The organism is Sulfurimonas sp. NW7, assembly GCF_051132265.1.
Classification (GTDB): domain Bacteria; phylum Campylobacterota; class Campylobacteria; order Campylobacterales; family Sulfurimonadaceae; genus Sulfurimonas; species Sulfurimonas hydrogeniphila.
In genome coordinates, this window is record NZ_CP093235.1 from 1,528,078 (window position 1) to 1,547,378 (window position 19,301).

General features: G+C 37.1%; 23 protein-coding genes. 5 read left to right on the top strand and 18 right to left on the bottom strand.

What is annotated here, in order from left to right; genetic code table 11:
• Nucleotide 1: 1 nt before the first annotated feature.
• The 5 genes from MLC35_RS07995 to MLC35_RS08015 are packed head-to-tail and all read right to left on the bottom strand — an operon-like array spanning nucleotide 2 to nucleotide 4,357.
• The gene (locus MLC35_RS07995; RefSeq protein ID WP_151899960.1) at nucleotides 2–385 is read right to left on the bottom strand and encodes a thioredoxin family protein; all 384 of its coding nucleotides are present in this window, start codon (nucleotides 383–385) and stop codon (nucleotides 2–4) included.
• Nucleotides 378–2,183: a multiheme c-type cytochrome gene (locus MLC35_RS08000; protein WP_434636511.1), complete on the bottom strand. Its 1,806-nt coding sequence runs from the start codon at nucleotides 2,181–2,183 to the stop codon at nucleotides 378–380. Before MLC35_RS08000 ends, MLC35_RS07995 begins: the two co-directional genes overlap by 8 nt.
• A complete protein-coding gene (locus tag MLC35_RS08005; RefSeq protein WP_434636513.1) occupies nucleotides 2,180–3,382 on the bottom strand; it encodes a cytochrome-c peroxidase in 1,203 nt (400 codons plus the stop codon). Before MLC35_RS08005 ends, MLC35_RS08000 begins: the two co-directional genes overlap by 4 nt.
• A 31-nt stretch (nucleotides 3,383–3,413) precedes the next feature.
• Nucleotides 3,414–3,791, bottom strand: coding sequence for a hypothetical protein (locus MLC35_RS08010; protein WP_434636515.1), 378 nt, complete (start codon nucleotides 3,789–3,791; stop codon nucleotides 3,414–3,416).
• Nucleotides 3,791–4,357, bottom strand: a complete 567-nt coding sequence (locus MLC35_RS08015; RefSeq protein ID WP_418640505.1) for a precorrin-2 dehydrogenase/sirohydrochlorin ferrochelatase family protein — start codon at nucleotides 4,355–4,357, stop codon at nucleotides 3,791–3,793. Before MLC35_RS08015 ends, MLC35_RS08010 begins: the two co-directional genes overlap by 1 nt.
• A gap of 135 nt (nucleotides 4,358–4,492) precedes the next feature.
• On the opposite strand from MLC35_RS08015, the gene ahbA reads away from it, so the two are divergent.
• The 4 genes from ahbA to MLC35_RS08035 are packed head-to-tail and all read left to right on the top strand — an operon-like array spanning nucleotide 4,493 to nucleotide 6,355.
• Nucleotides 4,493–5,497: a siroheme decarboxylase subunit alpha gene (ahbA, locus tag MLC35_RS08020; RefSeq protein WP_151899955.1), complete on the top strand. Its 1,005-nt coding sequence runs from the start codon at nucleotides 4,493–4,495 to the stop codon at nucleotides 5,495–5,497.
• A gap of 12 nt (nucleotides 5,498–5,509) precedes the next feature.
• Nucleotides 5,510–5,914, top strand: coding sequence for a hypothetical protein (locus MLC35_RS08025; protein WP_418640507.1), 405 nt, complete (start codon nucleotides 5,510–5,512; stop codon nucleotides 5,912–5,914).
• Nucleotides 5,904–6,065 (top strand): hypothetical protein, encoded by a 162-nt coding sequence (locus MLC35_RS08030; protein WP_226065899.1) that lies wholly within the window; start codon nucleotides 5,904–5,906, stop codon nucleotides 6,063–6,065. Before MLC35_RS08025 ends, MLC35_RS08030 begins: the two co-directional genes overlap by 11 nt.
• Nucleotides 6,062–6,355 (top strand): hypothetical protein, encoded by a 294-nt coding sequence (locus MLC35_RS08035; RefSeq protein WP_418640508.1) that lies wholly within the window; start codon nucleotides 6,062–6,064, stop codon nucleotides 6,353–6,355. The genes MLC35_RS08030 and MLC35_RS08035 overlap by 4 nt, the downstream gene beginning before the upstream one ends.
• 10 nt (nucleotides 6,356–6,365) lie before the next feature.
• Here MLC35_RS08035 and MLC35_RS08040 read toward each other — a convergent pair whose 3' ends face one another.
• The 5 genes from MLC35_RS08040 to MLC35_RS08060 all read right to left on the bottom strand — a co-directional run bounded on the left by MLC35_RS08040 (nucleotide 6,366) and on the right by MLC35_RS08060 (nucleotide 10,248).
• A complete protein-coding gene (locus MLC35_RS08040; protein ID WP_151899953.1) occupies nucleotides 6,366–6,668 on the bottom strand; it encodes a metal-sulfur cluster assembly factor in 303 nt (100 codons plus the stop codon).
• A 22-nt stretch (nucleotides 6,669–6,690) separates the two neighbouring features.
• Nucleotides 6,691–7,929, bottom strand: coding sequence for a hypothetical protein (locus MLC35_RS08045; RefSeq protein ID WP_434636520.1), 1,239 nt, complete (start codon nucleotides 7,927–7,929; stop codon nucleotides 6,691–6,693).
• Nucleotides 7,930–7,937: 8 nt separating this feature from the next.
• On the bottom strand, nucleotides 7,938–8,285 hold the full coding sequence (locus tag MLC35_RS08050; RefSeq protein ID WP_151899951.1) for a hypothetical protein: 348 nt from the start codon (nucleotides 8,283–8,285) through the stop codon (nucleotides 7,938–7,940).
• Between the two features lie 86 nt (nucleotides 8,286–8,371).
• Nucleotides 8,372–9,019 (bottom strand): Crp/Fnr family transcriptional regulator, encoded by a 648-nt coding sequence (locus MLC35_RS08055; RefSeq protein ID WP_151899950.1) that lies wholly within the window; start codon nucleotides 9,017–9,019, stop codon nucleotides 8,372–8,374.
• A complete protein-coding gene (locus MLC35_RS08060; protein WP_434636522.1) occupies nucleotides 9,016–10,248 on the bottom strand; it encodes a glutamate-5-semialdehyde dehydrogenase in 1,233 nt (410 codons plus the stop codon). Before MLC35_RS08060 ends, MLC35_RS08055 begins: the two co-directional genes overlap by 4 nt.
• A 99-nt stretch (nucleotides 10,249–10,347) precedes the next feature.
• Between MLC35_RS08060 and MLC35_RS08065 the strand changes: the two genes are divergently transcribed.
• The gene (locus MLC35_RS08065) at nucleotides 10,348–11,106 is read left to right on the top strand and encodes a pyrroline-5-carboxylate reductase (protein WP_434636525.1); all 759 of its coding nucleotides are present in this window, start codon (nucleotides 10,348–10,350) and stop codon (nucleotides 11,104–11,106) included.
• A gap of 12 nt (nucleotides 11,107–11,118) precedes the next feature.
• On the opposite strand, the gene MLC35_RS08070 is transcribed toward MLC35_RS08065, so the two are convergent.
• From MLC35_RS08070 to MLC35_RS08105, 8 genes are all read right to left on the bottom strand, one after another.
• Entirely contained in the window at nucleotides 11,119–11,529 is a 411-nt protein-coding gene (locus MLC35_RS08070; protein WP_151899947.1) for a hypothetical protein, read from the bottom strand.
• 89 nt (nucleotides 11,530–11,618) lie between these two features.
• Nucleotides 11,619–13,091 (bottom strand): threonine synthase, encoded by a 1,473-nt coding sequence (thrC, locus tag MLC35_RS08075; RefSeq protein WP_434636527.1) that lies wholly within the window; start codon nucleotides 13,089–13,091, stop codon nucleotides 11,619–11,621.
• 40 nt (nucleotides 13,092–13,131) lie between these two features.
• Nucleotides 13,132–14,358, bottom strand: coding sequence for a murein hydrolase activator EnvC family protein (locus MLC35_RS08080; protein WP_346388989.1), 1,227 nt, complete (start codon nucleotides 14,356–14,358; stop codon nucleotides 13,132–13,134).
• Nucleotides 14,358–15,170, bottom strand: a complete 813-nt coding sequence (locus tag MLC35_RS08085) for a cell division protein FtsX (protein ID WP_434636529.1) — start codon at nucleotides 15,168–15,170, stop codon at nucleotides 14,358–14,360. The genes MLC35_RS08080 and MLC35_RS08085 overlap by 1 nt, the downstream gene beginning before the upstream one ends.
• Nucleotides 15,157–15,828 (bottom strand): cell division ATP-binding protein FtsE, encoded by a 672-nt coding sequence (locus MLC35_RS08090; RefSeq protein WP_151899943.1) that lies wholly within the window; start codon nucleotides 15,826–15,828, stop codon nucleotides 15,157–15,159. The genes MLC35_RS08085 and MLC35_RS08090 overlap by 14 nt, the downstream gene beginning before the upstream one ends.
• Nucleotides 15,821–16,993, bottom strand: a complete 1,173-nt coding sequence (trmB, locus tag MLC35_RS08095; protein ID WP_434636531.1) for a tRNA (guanosine(46)-N7)-methyltransferase TrmB — start codon at nucleotides 16,991–16,993, stop codon at nucleotides 15,821–15,823. Before trmB ends, MLC35_RS08090 begins: the two co-directional genes overlap by 8 nt.
• Nucleotides 16,993–18,378 carry a fibronectin type III domain-containing protein gene (locus tag MLC35_RS08100; RefSeq protein WP_434636533.1) on the bottom strand — a complete coding sequence of 462 codons (1,386 nt, stop codon included), beginning with the start codon at nucleotides 18,376–18,378 and terminating at the stop codon, nucleotides 16,993–16,995. Before MLC35_RS08100 ends, trmB begins: the two co-directional genes overlap by 1 nt.
• Nucleotides 18,326–19,300, bottom strand: a complete 975-nt coding sequence (locus MLC35_RS08105) for an RluA family pseudouridine synthase (protein ID WP_151899940.1) — start codon at nucleotides 19,298–19,300, stop codon at nucleotides 18,326–18,328. The genes MLC35_RS08100 and MLC35_RS08105 overlap by 53 nt, the downstream gene beginning before the upstream one ends.
• Between the last annotated feature and the right edge of the window lies 1 nt (nucleotide 19,301).

Here is a 19,301-nt window from a genome sequence, read left to right on the forward strand (position 1 = left end):
TCTACTTTTGCTTTAAACACCTAGCTATATCACTGGGTTTCATATGTCCTCGCAATGCCTTGCAGCGAAAGAGCTCATTTTCGTCAAGAAAAAAGAGCGTTGGATATTGCACAGTATAGAGCATTTCTATAGGAAAACTCTCTTTTTGTTTTTGATAGACTATAACAAAAACTGCATATTTTTCAATAAGCGATGAAACTTTTTTGCTGTTGATAATTTTAAAAAGCTCTTTATTGCAAGCAGCAGAGTGTTTTTTTGTCAGATAGACCATCAGTATTTTATTTTCCTGAACAGCTTTTTGATGGGCATTGCTGTAAGAGTTTTCAAGTATAAATGATTCTCCCTCCATGAAAAAGAAACAAAGCAATACAAGAAGTCTAATCAAAATCTTTTTCCAGATCTGCTATTGTAATTACCGGCGGATCCGGAAGTTGCGGGTATGCCGCTTTGACAATATTTGTCACCCATTGCGGATAAATTCTAAAGTTAAGCTTTATGTTTACATGTAAAGGATACTGCAGCTCTTTTTGCAATGAAAATTTTTCTACAACCCGTTTGCCTGCAGGGATTCTTGTATCTTTGAGCAGTTTTTCATATCGCCAAAAAAACAATCCTACCGGTTTGCCCTCTTTGTCTCCAAATACTTTGTTGAAAATGACAGAACCTTTTTGAATCTCTCCCTCTTTATTCAGTTTTCCGCTGCTAAAAACAATTTTTCCGCTTTTGTCTTTTACTGTTATATCAAGCCAGAGTTCCCGAAAATCTGCCGCGCCTGTCGGGAGTTTGTGTCCAGCCCCCACATTTTTTACACCTACAGACAAAACCCCTTTGTCAAGTTTCACATCCAGTTTTGCCGATGTTTTTAAAAGCTGTATGGACTGAGACTCATTCTCTTTGTTTTTCAAGCCGGCAAGGAAATGGTTTCCGCCTGCAAAATAGTGTACTTTGATATCCTTTTTATGTTTTCCCCCGAGAGTTGACCTGCCTTCAAGCGGAGAGAATTTTCCGTTTTTCAAATAGGTCATATGACAGTCGATACACTCTTTGTGCTCCTTTGGCTTCTTCGGATTGTTATAAGGTGATTTTTTCCACTGTTCGTACGTTGAGACAACTTTTTTCCCGCTATGCGGCAGAAACTCATTATGACAAGAAGCACAATACTCGCTTTTTTTGTATAAAGGTTTCATATACTCCTGTTTATGAACCTTTGGCTTTGCATTGATAAGCTTCTGACTGATCCAGACTTTCATATCTGCATGCGCATCTTCATACAGATATTTTTTTCTTTTTGTAAGATTAAGACTGTAGGAACTGTTTCCCGTCGGCTTTGCATCTGTTATACGGTGGCATGCAATACAGGAGACACCCTGTTCAAGTCTGTTTGGATGTTTTTCAAATTCATTTATCAGATTTTTTGATCCCTTGGTAAAAAGCGGTTCCGGCATAATATTGTCTTGCATAAAATGTGTAGTTCTTTCCTGATGCATACTCACGGCACTCGGATTGTGGCAACCCATACACCATTGTCTGAACTCTTTGCCTCTGTCCATTTCGGCTAAATTTTCAAGCACCATATAGTATGGATTGGAATCGGCAAGATGCCTGTGGTTTGAATCCGCCCATTGTTGAAAGACAGCCGGATGGCAGGCCTTACATGTAACGGAGTTTGTCCAGTCTATGCTGTGGTGATGTTTTGCACCGTCTGTAAAGATGATATTTGTCAGTTTCTCTGAACTTGAATAGGCATAGTTTGGAAAGAATATCAGCAAGAGAGGAAGAACAGCTGTCATTTTTTTTACTGCAAAAAACTTTCTCAGATGCAGTGCAAAAAAGAACAGCAAGACAAAAGAGCCATAAAGATGTATATAGTATGAGATAATACCATAGATATCACCGCCTCTGTTGCCTATCAAGAACAGGTACGTTCCGCTGACGAGCAAAAACACAAACACAAAAGCAAATGCCAATCCGCTTTTGCTTTTGTGTTTCATAATTATCATACTCTCATAAATATGCTTATATAAAAAAGGAAGCACAAAAAACAGTGTAAGGACTACAGAACCAAAAATGTGAAGAAATTCTATCACTCGAAAATAGGACCATTGCAGCGAAAAATAGTTCATCAGCAAAATTCCACTGACAAACATAAAGAGAATATCAAGGTTTATATATAAAATTTTCATTGCAGTTCCTTATACTCGACAACATCACCTTCAAGTGACTTTAAAAATGCTACGATTTCATCTATCTGTATCTCTGTCAACTCCATGCTTAACTGGTATTTCCCCATAATGCGGACAGCTTCCCGTAAATCAAATACGGCTCCGTTATGAAAATAGGGAGATGTTTTCGTTACATTTCTTAAAACAGGTACCCGAAAAAGCTGTTCATTGTTTTTTCCCAAAAAGCCGCCTTTATTTTCAAATGGATATCTGCTGTAGGGTTTGATATTGAAATCAAAAGCAGCTACATCACGACCGATAAACTCTGTGCTGAAAATTCCCGTTACATCTATGATATGATTATAATTGCGTGTCGGAAACTTTTGAATTGTCTGTCCTCCGACCGTTATACCGGTATGGCATCCCTTACATCCAAGCTGAATGAAATTTCTGAAACCTCTTTTTGCCTCCTCACTCATAGCAGAGTCATCACCCTCTAAAAATCTGTCATAGGCACTTCGGGTAAGCAGCGTTTTCTGATATACATCCAAAGCCTTACACACATTTTCAAAAGTCACTCCGTCTTCAAAAACTTTGTCAAACTTTTGTTTATATGCATTGTTTTTTTTGACTCTTTCTTCGACCTCTTGCGTTGATAAATTCATTGTATATTTGCCATGTATCATCGGAGCAATAACAGATTTTGAAGTTGTTGCAGACCCGTCCCACATTCTGTATTTTGCCAAAGCAGAATTTAGGATTGTAGGGGTATTTAAATGATTGGGAGCGGTTTTTCCTTCTGTACCAATAGCAGTTGCAAGTCTGTCACTGCCGCTTTGATCTTTTATATGGCATACCATACAGTCAGTTTTGGCCTGCGGACGAGTCAGGTCATCTAAAAACTGCTTTTTATTGTGCGGATTTTCACCCAACATATGACAAGAAGCACAACTGACTGATGTGTCCTGAGAAAGTATTTTGTCAAAATACAAACTTTTGCCCAAGGCAACTTTCTCTTTTGTTATCGGGTTCTCTTTGGAATCAAGCAGTTTTAAAAAGCCGCTATACTCTTTTGGTATAGGAGACATGCCTCTGCTTAAGGCAATTTCCCGAAGTTTCTCATCACTGTAAATTTCTTTTGGTTTGTTTGGGATTATATAAGGGAGCAGTTCTATCCATACAACAATAATAAAAATTGCCAGGAAAGTCAAACGTAGCATAATGCACTCCCTTTATAAAACGAATATAAGATTAGATACCAAAAAACTTTTTCAGCCAGTCTCTTTCTTCTTTTGTCTCTATATAGATTTTTCTCACTGTTTGATTTGCATCACCAAGGACGACAACATCATTTCCGATAACTTTCAAATGTTTTTTTCCCCACTTCTGGTCCAGTTCATCCATACGGTACAATGAATCTGCCGCATCCGGTTTCTCTTTGGTCCCTGTTCTTGTATCTATAATGGCAAGACCCCCGATTGTTTTTTCAAACTTATACGGACTGTAGACTTTAATCTCTTTGTAAATTCTGTGCGGCTTTGTATCCGGGGTAGCTTTTTGTATCGCTATAAACCCAAGTGCAAAAAATGCAAACAACATCCCTAAAAACAATCCTTTTTTAGCATTCATTACTGACTCCAATTTTCTATATATTTTTTTGCTTTTTCATCAAGCATTTTCATTCTCTCTTTTCCTTTGGGCAAACTTTTACGCAGTTTTTTCATCTCCTGCAAAAACTCCGAAATTCCACCTGGAATCATCTTTTGCAGATACTTTCTTAAATGTTTTGCCATTGCAGGAGAAGCACCTGAAGTTGATATTGCAATAATCAGATCCTCTTTTTTTACATACGAAGGAAAAATAAAATCACAATAGGCCACTGAGTCCACAGCATTACACAAACAATTGTACTGCTTGGACTCCTCAAATATCTCCGCCTGCAGTGCAATACTGTCCACAGCAACCACTACAACAGCAAACTCCCGTATATCACCTTTTCTGTACTTACGCTTTTCATACACAAGATTTTCTTCCTGTATACGTTGCAGCATCTCTTGTGAAAATTCATTTGCAATGATATGTATGTCTTTTGTAAAATCAAGAAGATGTTCCAACTTTTCATACGCAACATTTCCGCCACCTACTATAAGAATTTTTTTACCGTCTAATTTTAAAAATGCCGGAAAATAAGCCATTCCAAATACCCTTACTTAAGTTTTTGTAATCTAATCATAACATATACAGACATAAAGTTCTTGACAAATATCAATTTAAATTTAGATAAAGATAGATACAATCATTATGCTAAAAATTAATATAAAGTAATACAGATGAAACAAGAGATACTTTCAAGAATACAGAAAAAGTTTCCGTTGGTACAAAAACCTTTTGAGGTGATTGCTGATGAGTTGGGTATGCGAGAAGATGAAGTTTTAGAGATATTGCAAGCAGAAAAAAAAGCAAATATCATACGTCAGACTTCCGCCATATTTGACACAAAACGCCTGGGGTACAAATCATCTCTGGTTGCGTTTAAAATTCCCGAAGAAAAAATCAACAGTGCCGTAAAGATTATCAATGCCCATCCCGGTGTTTCGCATAACTACGAAAGAAACCATGATTTTAACATCTGGTTTACCATGGCAGTTGCACCTGATTCTGTTTTGGGTTTAGAAAAAACAATACAAACGCTTGCCAGCCTTGCAGAAGCAGATGATTATATTGTTCTGCCTACCCTGAAGCTTTTTAAGATCAATGTCAAACTCAATACGACAGGAAAAGACGAAAAAAAAGAAGAGGTAAAAAAAGTTGTCCATAAAGATATAGAACTGACACCTTTACACCATAAAATTATTCAGAGAGTACAGTATGACATTGACTTTGTCAGCGAACCGTTTGCTGATATCATCAATGATCTTGATATAGACTACGAAACCTTTTTCAATACCCTGCAGGAGTTGCAGAAAGCCGGTGTCATGAGACGGTTTGCTTCCATTTTAAACCACAGAAAAGCAGGTTTTAATGCAAATGCCATGGTTGTCTGGGATATTGATGAAACACTCGGCGATGCCATAGGTGCAAAGGCAGCGGCTTTTTCTGCCGTAAGTCACTGCTACCTGCGTCCAAAATACAAAAACTGGCCCTATAATCTCTTTACAATGGTCCACGGAAAAACGACCCAAGAGACAAATGCCATGATTGCGGAGATGGCACAGGAGATAGAATCAAAAGACTACATGCCTCTGTACTCATCAAAAGAGTTTAAAAAGGTAAGAATTGAGTATTTCACACCCAAATTTGCCGAATGGGAAAAAAAACATGCTACAGTTGCATAAAGGAGAAATATAATGGAAAGATTTTTTGAACTGGAAATTGCATATATTGTAATAGGAATATTTTTTTTGGCCATTACCGCCTTTGTCACAACAAGGGATTTTATGCCAAAAGGTGCCTTTAAAAAAGGAATGTCTGGTATATTTGCCATATTTGCCATTATGATAGGTATTCATTATTTTGTAACTACCAAAAGAATGCAGGGTGTCAAAGAAATCTTTAATGAAGGCAAGACTGTTATCTGTGAAAACAAGATGAGAAGAACCATTTCACAATCTGTTTTGATTTCAAAAAAGCTTGGATGGAGACTTGATGGTGATTACTTCAAAAATCCTGATTTTATCAGAGATTTTCATACGGCAAGATGCGTAGACTATTCACCTATTGCCCCAAAAGATGAGACTGAAAATGATAAGTAGACTCAAAAGATATGGTATGGCTGTCATTTTTTTGTTTTTAGTTGTCATTTTAATGCTGCTAGGAACCCTGGGTGTCAAAGATTTTGGAGATCAGATGTTTAAAGATGCAAATATTACAATTACCCCAGAAGGAGAAAGGATACATTTATGAGTTTGACATTTTTGTTGAGTATTGGAATTGTTCTGACAATTATCTTTCATTTTTTAGGCGTGTATGCCGGTGCTAAAAAAATAGTATGGATTGCCATTATTCTTATATGGGCTGCTGTTATTTCTGTTGCAACAAGTGAAGTCAAGCCGAAAGCCTATGATGATATAAAAAGAATGCAGGGTAAATATAAAGATACAGACCAACTTATAGACGAAGCGATGCCAAAAGTTTCGGTATATGAAATGATACTGATAAAAAACAGTTATTTAAAACATGAGCCTCAAGAGTAGGCTCATACAATCAGGCAGCACCCAGTGCTTTTTTGACATTTTCATCAGCCATGGAAATATTCCACTGCGGTTCCCAGACAACTTCTACATCAGCACTTTTTACATTTGGCAGTTTTTCTACTGCTTCTTTTACCCATTGCAAAATCATCTGATGCATAGGACAGGCCTTTGTTGAAAGCGTCATGACTACTTTAGCATTCCCCTCTTCATCACAACTGGCATCATAGATAAGACCCATTTCCACAAGATTAAAACCTACTTCCGGATCTATAACCGTTGAAATTGCCTGAAATAATTCATCTTTTGTATACATGTAATTCTCCTCTTCTAAAATTTTATGCTTTAAAATTTATCATATAAAATACATTTCTGATAAATGCCAATGTTCCTATAAAAAGAAAAGAAGCACCGGCATGCAGCAATGCATCACCTTTTGTAAGTATTGCGATGGTAATCAAAACAACACCGACTGCACAAAATACAAACTGAGCCTGCGAACTTTTGTACGGTACCATATCTGCCAGCATCGGAACCTTCTGTTTCCCTACCAATGGTGAAAACTTTTCAAACCAGACCAAAAACGGAATTATTTTGTAAATATGCCCTGTAATCAAAAAAGCAAAAAATCCAAAAAAGAACAGCCACATAGAGGCCAGTAAAAATTCCTCTTTTTGTGTCAGAAAATAAAACACGACAATCACAATGGAAACCAACATGGAAATATAAGAGAACATCAAAGAGACCGCATAGATATCGTTCTCTTTTCTTGGTCTTGTACTGTAAATTATATAGATAAGATAGAAATAGACGATCATCGAAACAGCTGCCAAAGCATAGCCGGTATAGGCCAGTATATCTATCTTAAAAAATGAAGATATGACAACACTCACAACAGCCATACTCATCATAATCAAAGAAATCTTTAACGGTTTCAAAGAAAAGCTGTGTGAGAGCGTAAACATAGGAACAAGCACAATGGAGAGTCCCATAATGGTTATCGCAATGTAACCGCCTAAAACCGCATAGACATGGGCCTTCAGCAAGGATGCAATATCCAAAGAAATTGTTCCGGCATAAGAGAGTGCCATTAAAAGCCCAAAAATTATTCCGAAGAACAAAAAAGTGTTTGAAATAAGCAGACTGCTCATCACCAAAGTTAATTTTTTGACTTTAAATATTGTTAAAAAAATTTCGCCTACAAATATCAGCATAGATATCAATACAGTCACACCGCCGTAAGGCAGCAGCGCGGGAAAATACAAAAATCCGAACACCATGAGCAGTGTACCCGTGAGCAGCAACGGCCAAATTGCATAAAAAAGTTCTACACCAAAGTGTCCGACTTCAAGAACAACCGGAACCAGTTGTGCCATTGCACCAAAAATCACCATCATGACAAAACCCAATAAAAACAGATGTACAAATGCCATCATATCCGGGTTGACAAAAGAGAGATTTGCAGCATCAAATGAAAAAAGATAGACTGATGCAAAAAAATAAAACAGGCTCCCTATCAGGAAAAAAGGAGCTATCAGTTTAAACGGCGGTGCAAAGTCCTGCGATATTTTTACCATTACTCAACTCAACCGCCACAACTTGTCTGTGTCAAATCAGATTCACTTGCAGCATCTTTGTTATATGAAAAAACAACTTTTACCAAACCGTCATCCAGCTCTTGTATATCATACTTCACATCATCTTCAAGTTTTGCAAAAAGTCCTCCCGGTGCTTTATGGTTTATCATCACCAAAGTGTCATTAGTTCCTTTTATAAGAGCCAAGCCTGCCATTGCATTTACCATTGGGTGTGGCGGCCCCTCTTTTGATGTATCAAAATAATAGGTACTTTCTCCATCTTTTTGCAATTTATAAAAATCAACGGTAGCGCCGTCAACAACTATTTTTTCAGCTTCATTGGGTATATGTGACATTATCAATCCTTTTACTTATAAGATTTCATGATTGTAATCAAGAAAGCGTAATAACAGGTTGACCAATATCAATAAAAAGAGAAAAATCACTCAAAAAGGATGGTTAATGCCTCTTTGTTTGTAATTTTGTATGAACTTGCCTCTTTTTTTACAAACCCTAACTTTGTAAATTTCTTCAGTATTCTCGAGAGTGTCTCGGGAGTCATGTGCAGATATTGTGCAAGCTGATTGTTTTTCATCTTCAGTGCCTCGTCATTTTCACAAATATATTTTGCAACTCTTGCCGTTGAGTCCAGAACAACATTCAAGGCTATCACATTGTCAAGATGCTTGATTTTTTGGGTCAGTGATTTAAAAAGAGCCAAAGAGATATCTTGATTTCCAAGAAAATACTCTTTGAATTTTTCAAAGTCTATCTCTAAAACACTCCCGTCACTTTCAAAAGCAGCAGAAGCAGGATAAGGAATACCTTCAAAAACCGCCATTTCGGCCACCATGCTTTTTGGTCTAAACCGATGCAGAATAATTTCATTGTTTTTTGGATCTATTTTATAAATTTTCACAACACCTTCAAGCACCATCGTAAGATGCTGTGCTTTGTCTTTTTCATAAAAAAGAATTTCACCTTGAGAAAAACTTCTCTTTCTTGTGATTGAAAGTAACAGTTTCAACTCTTTTTCATTGAGATTTTCAAAAAAAACAATACTTTTTAATTCGTCAATTGTCAACATCATCTTATCTGCCCGCTTCCGTAAATTTTGTATTTATACGTTGTCAACCCTTCTATTCCCATAGGCCCTCTTGCATGGAGTTTGTTTGTACTGATTCCCACTTCTGCACCAAAGCCAAAAGCGCCTCCGTCTGTAAAACGGGTAGAGGCATTGACATAAACTGCCGCTGCATCAATGTTGTTTAAAAATTTCTCTGCTGTAGTGATATTTTCAGTAACAATAGCTTCCGAGTGTCCTGAGCCGAAACGTACTATATGCTCAATTGCCCCGTTGACACCCTCAACAACCTTCAAATTTAAAATATTTGCCAAATACTCAGTATCATAATCGGCATCTGTCGCCTCTGCAACACTGATTATTTCCTGAGTTTGCACACAGCCCTTTAATTGTGTATTTGCATTGTCAAACGCCTCTTTTAAAAGAGGAAGTACCTCTTTTGCTATTGTTTTGTCTACCAACAGTGTCTCCATAGCATTACAGACACCCGGTCGTTGTACTTTTGCATTCAATGCAATTTTTACAGCACTCTCAATATTTGCGTCCTTGTCTATATAGGTATGACACTGCCCTTTGTCATGTTTGACAACACTAACCGTTGCATTTTCACTGACAAATTTTATAAGCCCTGCTCCTCCGCGAGGAATAATCAGGTCTACATATTTATCCATTTTGATAAGTTTGGCCACACCTTCACGGGAACTGTCCGGAATCAAAGATATAAGAGATGTCGGCAAATCATGATTTTCCAAGACTGCTTTTAAAACTTTTGCGATTGCTTTGTTTGAGCGTTCTGCTTCTTTGCCGCCTTTAAGGACACAGACATTTGAGCTCTTAAAACAAAGAGCAGCTGTATCACTCGTAACATTAGGGCGTGATTCGTAAATTATACCGATTACGCCAATGGGAATACTCACTTTTTCTATTTTCAGCCCATCTTCAGTCAACCACCCGTCAAGTACGCGTCCTACCGGTTCTTTGAGTGCAGCTATCTCTTCTACAGCCTTTGCCATGGACTCTATTCTCTCCTCATCCAAAAAAAGTCTGTCCATCAATGCAGAATTTAATTTGTTCTTCTCACCTTCAAGCATATCAATAGCATTTGCTTCTATAAGATCCATAGTATTGGCACGTAAAGCATTTGCCATTTCATGTAGTATTTTGTTTTTATCACGTCCGCTCAAACTGTTAAATACTCTACTCGCAGTCTTTGCTTCTTTTAAAAATTGTTCCATATCCTCACCCATTTTTTAGACTTTAGGGCACCTCTAAAAAAATTTAGAGGTGCCCTAATTTTAATAATGTTATACTACCATAAAACATTTAGGACTTGTATGAAAACAATTACATTTATCGGAAATGGCAATATGGCACTCAGCATTGCCAAAGGTTTAAAAAACAGTTACAAAATAGAAGTAGTTGGAAGAGACCGTAAAAAGTTAGACAGTTTTGAAGAAAAACTCGGTTTACATGTAAAGAAATCTCTTCTTGATAATTTTAATATTGAAGATAAAAATATTCTCCTGTGTGTAAAGCCGGCAAATGTAGAAGAAGTGTCAAAAAAACTGCAAGGCAGAGCAGAGGTACTCTATTCGGTTTTGGCAGGAACAGGCATTCAAAAACTCAAAGATCATTTTAACACATCTGCAGTTGTAAGAGCTATGCCAAACCTTGCGGCGAGTGTTAGAAAATCCATAACAACACTTACAGGAGATACCGCCTATAAGGAAGAAGCACAAACGCTTTTTAATTCTATCGGATCAACAAGATGGCTGGCAAACGAGAAAGAAATAGACATAGCAACAGCTCTTGCCGGCAGCGGTCCTGCTTATCTTGCACTTATTGCAGAATCTTTAAGCGACGGAGCAGTCAAACAGGGACTCAAACGCGAAGATGCCATGGCTATTATGCGTGGTTTGTTTGACGGTTTTGGAGAGCTTATCCAGGAAATACACCCTGCACTGCTTAAAGATGGTGTCATGAGCCCGGGAGGAACAACAGCAGCAGGATATGCTGCACTCGAAAAAGGAAATGTTCGCAATGCCTGCATCCAAGCAATAGAAGAAGCCTATAAAAAAGCAGTGAAGCTGTAAGGCTGGGCTGCTTTAATACCCGTCTTCTGCTTCATAGGTTAAATACAGAATCATAATCCAGATCAACAGACAGACAGAGACTATTTCATACCCTATCAGCCAAACTACAGGAAATGCATTGAGATTCAGTAACTGAAAGCTTTCCCAATTTGCATTTGCTATAAATAAAAATAAAAACAAAGCTCCAACGGTATAGGGGATACCGACAAAATAGAGTATGTATGCAACGAATTCCCATTGTTCGGGAATAAACAGATAATCTTTAAAATCGACTTTTTGAGAACCAAAACTTGTACGCTTTTTAGCTGTTTTTGCTTTTCTTCCATGAAAAGACTTTGCACGTCTTTCATTCAGTATCAGCTGATTGTAATAAAGCATATTCCGCTTCTGCTTTAACTTATCCTCAGTTGTTGTTTTATTCATAATTTTTCCTATTAAAGTTATTTTACATCTTTAATAGTTAATGACAACTTAAACTGTTAATAATAATGATTTATCACTTTTTGAAAATGTTATAAAAATTTAAGTATCTCTTCTTCTATTTCCTCTTTTTCTATCACTGTTTTTTGCACTATCGGTTTTGTAAACAACTCTTGTATCATCTTTGGAATTTCAAAATTTGCCACTCTCGATATTGATTCTAACGCATCAATATCTTTCATATCAATCTCTCCTGTCAGTGCATTTGCAATTACCGGAGAAAATTTTGTCCACTCAGCCGTCGAATAGGCAATAGTCTTAATTTCAGGTTTTGAACATGTTTCATAGGATTTCATACATGTAGCCGTATGCGGATCCATCAAATAGTTATATTTTTCAAAAGTCTCTTTGATGTATTTTTTACCCTCTTCTCCTGTACAAAAATCAGCATCAAAACACTCACGGAGCTTTGTAAGTTCATCCGCTGTCAATTCATAGAAATTATTCTCTTCAAGATTTTGCATTAACTCTTTTGTTCTGTCTTCTCCAAACAGATCGAACAAAACTCTTTCAACATTTGATGACTTTAAAATATCCATAGCAGGTGATGTCGTACCGATAACTTCACAATTTCTCAAATCATATTTCCCGTCACGAATCAGACGCGTAAGCACATTGTTTTCATTTGATGAAATAATGATTTTTTCAACAGGCAGACCCATTTTCCAGGCATAATATCCCCCAAGAGCATTTCCAAAGTTCCCGCTTGGGACGTTCAGATACACTTTTTCACCCATTGTGACTGCATTTTGACGAACCAGCTCCAGATAAGAGTGAATATGATAAATAATCTGAAATATTATACGTCCAAAGTTAACTGAATTTGCTGCTGAGAGTTTCATATCTTTTTTTTGCAATGCATTCTTGAAACTTTGTGAAGCCAGTAAACGTTTTAAAGCGCTTTGTGCATCATCAAAAACACCGTTTATCCCGATGACTTTTAGGTTTGGTGCATCTTCTGTCACCATCTGCAGACGCTGCACATCACTTGTTCCGCCATCCGGGTAGAGACATGCAACTTTTACATTTGCTTTGTTTTTAAAAGTTTCAAGTGCCGCAGGACCGGTATCTCCGCTTGTTGCAGCCAAAATCAAATAATTTTCATTTAATCTCTGTGCGATAGAAGAAAGAACTACACCAAAGGGTTGCAGTGCCATATCTTTAAATGCGCGAGTAGGCCCGTGATACAGTTCACTGATATAGAGGTTTTCTTTGACTTTTACAACAGGGACAGGATTGGATGCATCATCAAATTTGTCATACAGACTCAGTGCCTCATCAATCACTTCTTTTGCTATATCTATTTCAAAACGATCCAACATATCTGCTGCAAGTTCTTTATAAGAAGAGTTCAAATGCTTTTGTAAAAATTCTTCTCCGAGAGCAGGAAGATTTTGCGGGACATATAAACCGCCAAAAGATGCTATAGGACTCAATATTGCTTCCGAAAAGGTAACCGTTTGCGACTTTTTCTTATCTACGCCGCGTGTTTGAATAAAGTTCATATTTTTTCTCTGTTTTTTATTTTTGCAATTATATCAAAATCTATTGAAATAAACGTATCGGATTAATATGATTTGTTTTTTGTGTGACTTCAAAAACAAGTTCATCTTTAACCCTGCCGATTGTTGCACCTTTGGCAATCTTTTTCCCTTTTTTGACATTTGGTGCTATCTGTGAAAGATTTGCATAAATCGTATGGAGTCCGTTTTTGTGTTCGACAATCACAATATTGTCTAAAACCGCTGTCTTTGCCGCATAAATCACTTTACCGTTGAAAACAGTTTTTACTTTTGCATTAGGATATTTTGGTTTCAAAGAGATAGACTCATTAAATATCTTTATACCGTAAATAGGATCTGTATAGGTACCGTATTTTTTTGTAATTGTATACGCATTAAGCGGAGCAATCGTTTTTCGTCCTCTGTACCTGATTGTCTTTATTGCCTGATAACTGCTGCCGTGTTTTTTTACTTTTGGCAGATTTTTTCCAAGTTTGTTCTGACGTTTTGCAAAAGCCAGTTTTCTCATCTTTTCTTCTTTTGCTCTTTTAATTTCATCTATTTTTATAAGATTAAGCTTAGAAAGAGTTCTTTTTAAAGCATTTTGCCTTCTGATAAGACTTTTTAACTCTTTTTTGTAGGACTCTTTTGCCAAAGTCAGTTTTTTTAACGCTTTTTTGTTCTCTTTTTTTCTTCGGATTACTTCTTTTCTTTTTTGATCTATACTTGCGATTGCCACTTCGAGTGAACTTACATGTAAACTGATTAAATCTATATTTTTTTCATTTTCAAAAAATTTTCTGCTTAAAAGTTTTGCTTTGTCTTTTGAAGCTTTCAGCATAGCTTTTAAAACTTCAAACTCCATGATGGCTTCTTCGTTTTCAGGATACTCTTTTTCCAGAACAACTGATAAAGAGACAGTTTTGGCTATAACAAAAATCAGATCCTCTTCGAGTTTTTGTCGTTTTTTTTGAAGTGCTTCCTGGGATTTTTTTAAAATTTTCAACTGTTGTATATTCTCACTGTGACTGCTCTCTTTGAGAGAGAGTTCTTTTTCCAACTGTTTGAGATAACGCGTTTTTTTTGCCAACTCTGTTTTTTGTTTGATGATAGCTTTGGCCGTCTGTGCCATTTTCGCATTAAGTACAGAATAGTTCTTCGTATAAGACTGCAGCGCAGAACTTGTTTTGTTTATTTTTTTATCTATTGCTGTTGATCCGAATACAGCACTGCTGCATATAAAGAGTAAAAAAAATAATACAGCTCTCATCAGACCTCTTCTTTATGCCCTAAAACTATAAAACCTGCCAGTAAAATAGAGACTGTTATAGAAACACCAAGCATAATCAGTGAATCATACACTTTGTCAAAAATCACAACAGATATGCCTATGTTTGCAAACTGTTCTTTTACCCACGGGCTTGAGGCAAAATAGGAAAAAGCTATAAATGAAATACCAAAAGCTATAAATGCATCAACAATGGAAAGCCGAAACAAAACTGCTGAACGCAACCATGTAGGCGCACCGAACAATCCCATTATATTCATTCTTTCATTGTGTTTAAACTGCCATATGCGAAGTTCTTTAAATATTAAAAGTATCGTAACAAGCAAAATAGATACAGCCAAAACAGATATGACATTTTTAAAAAGCAGCAGCAGTTTATAGGTTGTGTCATGTGTATTTGAAAAAGTTTCCACTTTTGTAATATACGGGTATGCTAAAAGCTCTTTTTTTATTTTTTGCAACTCAACAGGTGTCGGATATCTTTTTAATTTAAATTTATAAAATTTCGGCAATGTTATTTTCAACAGTTCTATATTTCTTTTGTTTATCCCGGTATTGAGTTTTTTTATAATCTCATCAGGAGAAAGCTGTTCGACAGAAGAGAGTGCTGTTATTTTATCCGTCAACTCTTTTGGCTGCAATGTTTTTTGACTGACGACCACAAGTGAATAGTTGTTTGCCAGATTCTCTTTATAGGCATTGATAGATCTGTCTACTATAGTAAAAATCTGCAATGAAAACAGTATACTTACAAGAGCAATGACAAGAGAGATATGGTTTTTAAATGACTTCATGTACCTCTCCGAATTCTATATGATAGTGCTTGTAATCAACCTTCATTGTTTCAGGAATATGGTGTGTTACCACAATAACAGTAGTTTTAAGCTGCTCATTTGCACCTTCTAAAAGATTCCAGATCAGCTGTGAAGAGTAATCATCAAGATTACCTGTCGGCTCATCGGCAAGTATCAAAATCGGATTATGTGCCAAGGCTCTTGCCATGGCTACACGCTGTTGCTCTCCGCCGCTGAGTTCCAAAGGATACTTCCCCACTTGATGCTGCAGTCTTACATGCTTAAGCAGAGAGTCAACCTGACTCTGTGTGATACTTTTTTCATAGCCGTTTATAATCAGCGGCAGCATGATATTCTTTTCTATCGTCCACTCTTTTACAAGTTTATAGTCCTGAAAAACAATGCCGAGATGCTTTCGCAAAAAATTCAGCTTTGCATTTGAAACACCCTTGAGTTCAACACCTCCGACAACAAGACTTCCCTCTATGGGTTTGAGCGCACCATAGAGTGACTTTAACAGTGTTGATTTTCCGCTACCGCTTGCTCCGGTTATAAAAACAAAACTTCCCGAGTCTATAGAAAAATTTGCTTTGTTTATAATGGTTTCATCTTTGGAATAAGCAAGAGAGAGGTTTTGAGCAATAATAACTTTATCCATGTAACACCTTGTTCAGTTCTTTGTGTGCTTTGAGATTACTGCGTGATTTTAATGGGTACTCTGGATAGTAAAAAACTTCTTCATTATTGATAATAAGATACAAATGTTCCGGTCTGTCAAAACTCCCCATTGACAAACGCAGCATAACCCCTTCTTTGAGTCTGTATACACGTTCAAAATGTATAAAACCGCCTTCAAAACGAAAAGTCTTATTATGCAGTGCAATGATTTCTTCCACACTCAAGCCGGGTTTTGTAAAAGTAAAGTCACCTTCAATAGCCAATTCCTGAGAAAACTCATCATTTATCATTGTCACATCATAAATGTTTTTTTCTTGTCTTTTCCATCTGTCTTCATATTTTGAGCTGATGGCTATATCTTTGTTTTTATTAATTTGCAGTGTTGTTTTGTCAAATGCTATAAAGGTTTCATAAGAGTACACATAATAGTTTTCACTGTCTGTTCTAAGTTCCAAAGTCCCGCCAACTTTCAATACACGACGGGCCTCTTGGATAAAAGAAGTTGAAATAACTCTGCGATGCGGTTTTTTATCCCACGGAACAGGAAAATGCACATAAATAGCCCCGACGATATTTGAAGGAACAAGCTCCATAAAAAGCCTCGCATCATAATCAAGCACAAGTAAATTATCCAGCTTCTGTATAACGCTCTGTTTGAGTACCTGTTCTATGGAAGGACGATGAATCTCCAAACCTATAAAGAGCACATCAGGATTCTTTGCTGCCTGATGCAGCAAATGCCGTCCAGAACCAAAGCCTACTTCAATGCGGACCTCTTTGTCCTGTGGAAATTCATTGGCAAAATATTCTATTTTTTTGAGTGCCGTTACTTCCTGCAGATGTATATTCTTCGGTGCCTGGGGTACATTGGATTTGATTACATGTAACCCTGCAGCTTTTGCATATGCCAAAAGTGCTTTATGTACATTGTGTATGGAAGCGGGACGCGTAAGCTTGTCAGTTTTGAGCAGGCTTCTGTTCTCTTCTTCTTTAACCAAAAGAAAAAAATCTTCACCTTCTACAGTTGTTGCAATGAGTTTTTCATCGGCATGCAAAACATTTGATGCAATAAAATTAAAACTCACCTCATCACAAAGCTTTGGAAAATCAATTTGTTTAAATTTTTCTATATGTAAATGTGGCATTAAATCTCGTTTAAATCTAAATCTTTTACAGGAGTCACTCTCTCTTGTGTGCTGTCTGTATTCTTTCTATAAGTTTTGACAGGAGCCTCTTTCACCGGCGCACTCTTTTCTCCATCTACCACCTTGGTAAATGCACCAACTTTTATTTTGACTTCAGTACTCGGTTTTGAAACTATACCGTTTTCATCTATACCGTAAACAGTATATGCATACATACTGTCTGCAGCAATGTTTGTATCAATAAACCTGTTTGTATGAATATTCTTATACTCTTTTTTTGTCTCTTTAAACCAGCCTATCTGGCGCTTTCTGACAATTTCATAAGATTTGATTCTTGCGTCTGCAGTTTTCCAGGAAAGTTCTACTCCTGAATCAGTAAGCTGTATTGAGGTAATAACAGGAGCATCAGGCTTTGGCAGTGTCATCCCCATAACGGTATTTTTATCATGTTCGCTTTCAAGCCCGTCTTTATCCACAACACTGACTCTGTAAAAATAAACCTGCCCGTCTTTGTTAATATGATCTGTAAAGCTGTTGTTATACAGTTTGGCTATCAGTTCAAAAGAGCTGTCTATGTCTTCGCCTCTGTATAAATAGTATTGATGAAAATCTTTTTGTTTTGAAGCAGACCAGCTGATTTTTATCATTTTTGGCAAATTTTTGCTTGCACTTATATGTCCTACACCTTTTGGCAGTGCCTTTGTTACAGATTTTACAATCTGTGAAGGTTTTGAAACAATTCCATCATAGGTCTTTACCCGAATTCTGTACAGATATACGGCATTGTCTTTTAAACCTTCATCAATATACTCGGCATTCAAGCGCCCTTTCAGTATTGCAATTTTTTTAAATGATTCATCTTCAACACTCTGGCGTTCAATTATATAGGATGCAACCCGTTGATTTTCATGCGGTCTCCATATAATTTTCGCACTTCGAGGAAGTCCGGCAATGGAGTGTATCCAGGCTACAGATTCCAGGACAGGGAGAGTGCTGACATTATAAACTTTACTGAGTTTGCCCTGGGCATCTTTGGAAACTACCCTGAAAGCATAACTGTATTTTGTACCCGGTTCATTCTTTGCATCAAGATAATGTGTTTTAAATCTATTGTCTATACGGTCATAATAATCCAGTTCTTTTGTGGCTTTTTTCCCTAGAATTCTTTTATAGACATAAATACCGTTTACACGCGGATCTTTTATACTTTTCCATTCAAAGGCTACTGTTTTCATATCACGCATGATTCCGTTTTTTGTAAGCATTACAACAGGCAGCGTAGAGTCTATAGCAACTTTTTTCTTTGGCAGCGGGCTTATTCCCTGACAGCCACTAAGAATCAGCAGTGAAACTGCGCATAATGTACTCAGGCTCAATAACTTCATTTAAAATCTCCGTATCAAATTTTTTATAAATTGTTTCTCGCATTATAGCATCAAACTCTGCTTGAAAAGTTAACTTTTCTTTTGTTGAAGGATGAATAAAGTAAATCATATAGGCATGCAGCAAAATACGTTCCGAGTTCTCCTGTTTTGGGCTCAATCCATAGATATGATCCCCCAAAATATGACGGTTCATACTCTCAAGGTGTACCCTTATCTGATGGGTTCTTCCGGTAAAAAGCTTACAGGCTATAAGCTGTGTCTGTTCATCTTCACTCAAAGCCAGATGTTTAAACATCGTTTTTGCATACTTTGCATGTTCCAGTCCGGATGCCATTTTCAAACGGTTATGGGCACTTCTGCCTATGTTTGATTCTATTGTGGTAATTTCTTCTTTTAGAGGAGGCACTATGACAGCTATATAGTAACGCCCCATACTTTTGTCCTGCAACTGTTTTGACAAAAATTCATGGGCAGCATTGTTTTTGGCAACAACCATTGTGCCACTCGTTCCTTTATCCAGACGATGCACGATACCGTGACGCTCTTCCCCGCTTATAGTAGAAAGTCTGATACCTTTGTGCTTGAGCCAGTCAACCAGTGTTGCTTCTTTCACGCTCGGTGCAGGATGAACTGTCACTCCGCTTGGCTTGTTTATGACCAGAACGTCATCATCTTCATATAAAATTTCAACATCAAAATCTACATCAAGTGCTTTTTCCTCTTTCGCCTCAGGAAATTCTACCCTGACCGTCTGTCCTGATTTAAGTTTTACACCCGGACGGGGAACTTTTTTTCCATCTACAAAGACACATTCATGTTTGATCAGTCCTGCTATCTGCGAACGGGTCTGTCCTATCTGTGCAGTCAAAAAAGTATCCAGTCGTTCAGGATTTACGCATTTGTATTCTTGTGTGTTTATCATT

What these genes read in the sequence shown, in the direction of transcription:
- MLC35_RS08000 (WP_434636511.1), bottom strand. Translation starts at nt 2,183, where the DNA reads ATGAAAATTTTATATATAAACCTTGATATTCTCTTTATGTTTGTCAGT.
- MLC35_RS08005 (WP_434636513.1), bottom strand. Translation starts at nt 3,382, where the DNA reads ATGCTACGTTTGACTTTCCTGGCAATTTTTATTATTGTTGTATGGATA.
- MLC35_RS08010 (WP_434636515.1), bottom strand. Translation starts at nt 3,791, where the DNA reads ATGAATGCTAAAAAAGGATTGTTTTTAGGGATGTTGTTTGCATTTTTT.
- MLC35_RS08015 (WP_418640505.1), bottom strand. Translation starts at nt 4,357, where the DNA reads ATGGCTTATTTTCCGGCATTTTTAAAATTAGACGGTAAAAAAATTCTT.
- ahbA (WP_151899955.1), top strand. Translation starts at nt 4,493, where the DNA reads ATGAAACAAGAGATACTTTCAAGAATACAGAAAAAGTTTCCGTTGGTA.
- MLC35_RS08025 (WP_418640507.1), top strand. Translation starts at nt 5,510, where the DNA reads ATGGAAAGATTTTTTGAACTGGAAATTGCATATATTGTAATAGGAATA.
- MLC35_RS08030 (WP_226065899.1), top strand. Translation starts at nt 5,904, where the DNA reads ATGATAAGTAGACTCAAAAGATATGGTATGGCTGTCATTTTTTTGTTT.
- MLC35_RS08035 (WP_418640508.1), top strand. Translation starts at nt 6,062, where the DNA reads ATGAGTTTGACATTTTTGTTGAGTATTGGAATTGTTCTGACAATTATC.
- MLC35_RS08040 (WP_151899953.1), bottom strand. Translation starts at nt 6,668, where the DNA reads ATGTATACAAAAGATGAATTATTTCAGGCAATTTCAACGGTTATAGAT.
- MLC35_RS08045 (WP_434636520.1), bottom strand. Translation starts at nt 7,929, where the DNA reads ATGGTAAAAATATCGCAGGACTTTGCACCGCCGTTTAAACTGATAGCT.
- MLC35_RS08050 (WP_151899951.1), bottom strand. Translation starts at nt 8,285, where the DNA reads ATGTCACATATACCCAATGAAGCTGAAAAAATAGTTGTTGACGGCGCT.
- MLC35_RS08055 (WP_151899950.1), bottom strand. Translation starts at nt 9,019, where the DNA reads ATGATGTTGACAATTGACGAATTAAAAAGTATTGTTTTTTTTGAAAAT.
- MLC35_RS08060 (WP_434636522.1), bottom strand. Translation starts at nt 10,248, where the DNA reads ATGGAACAATTTTTAAAAGAAGCAAAGACTGCGAGTAGAGTATTTAAC.
- MLC35_RS08065 (WP_434636525.1), top strand. Translation starts at nt 10,348, where the DNA reads ATGAAAACAATTACATTTATCGGAAATGGCAATATGGCACTCAGCATT.
- MLC35_RS08070 (WP_151899947.1), bottom strand. Translation starts at nt 11,529, where the DNA reads ATGAATAAAACAACAACTGAGGATAAGTTAAAGCAGAAGCGGAATATG.
- thrC (WP_434636527.1), bottom strand. Translation starts at nt 13,091, where the DNA reads ATGAACTTTATTCAAACACGCGGCGTAGATAAGAAAAAGTCGCAAACG.
- MLC35_RS08080 (WP_346388989.1), bottom strand. Translation starts at nt 14,358, where the DNA reads ATGAGAGCTGTATTATTTTTTTTACTCTTTATATGCAGCAGTGCTGTA.
- MLC35_RS08085 (WP_434636529.1), bottom strand. Translation starts at nt 15,170, where the DNA reads ATGAAGTCATTTAAAAACCATATCTCTCTTGTCATTGCTCTTGTAAGT.
- MLC35_RS08090 (WP_151899943.1), bottom strand. Translation starts at nt 15,828, where the DNA reads ATGGATAAAGTTATTATTGCTCAAAACCTCTCTCTTGCTTATTCCAAA.
- trmB (WP_434636531.1), bottom strand. Translation starts at nt 16,993, where the DNA reads ATGCCACATTTACATATAGAAAAATTTAAACAAATTGATTTTCCAAAG.
- MLC35_RS08100 (WP_434636533.1), bottom strand. Translation starts at nt 18,378, where the DNA reads ATGAAGTTATTGAGCCTGAGTACATTATGCGCAGTTTCACTGCTGATT.
- MLC35_RS08105 (WP_151899940.1), bottom strand. Translation starts at nt 19,300, where the DNA reads ATGATAAACACACAAGAATACAAATGCGTAAATCCTGAACGACTGGAT.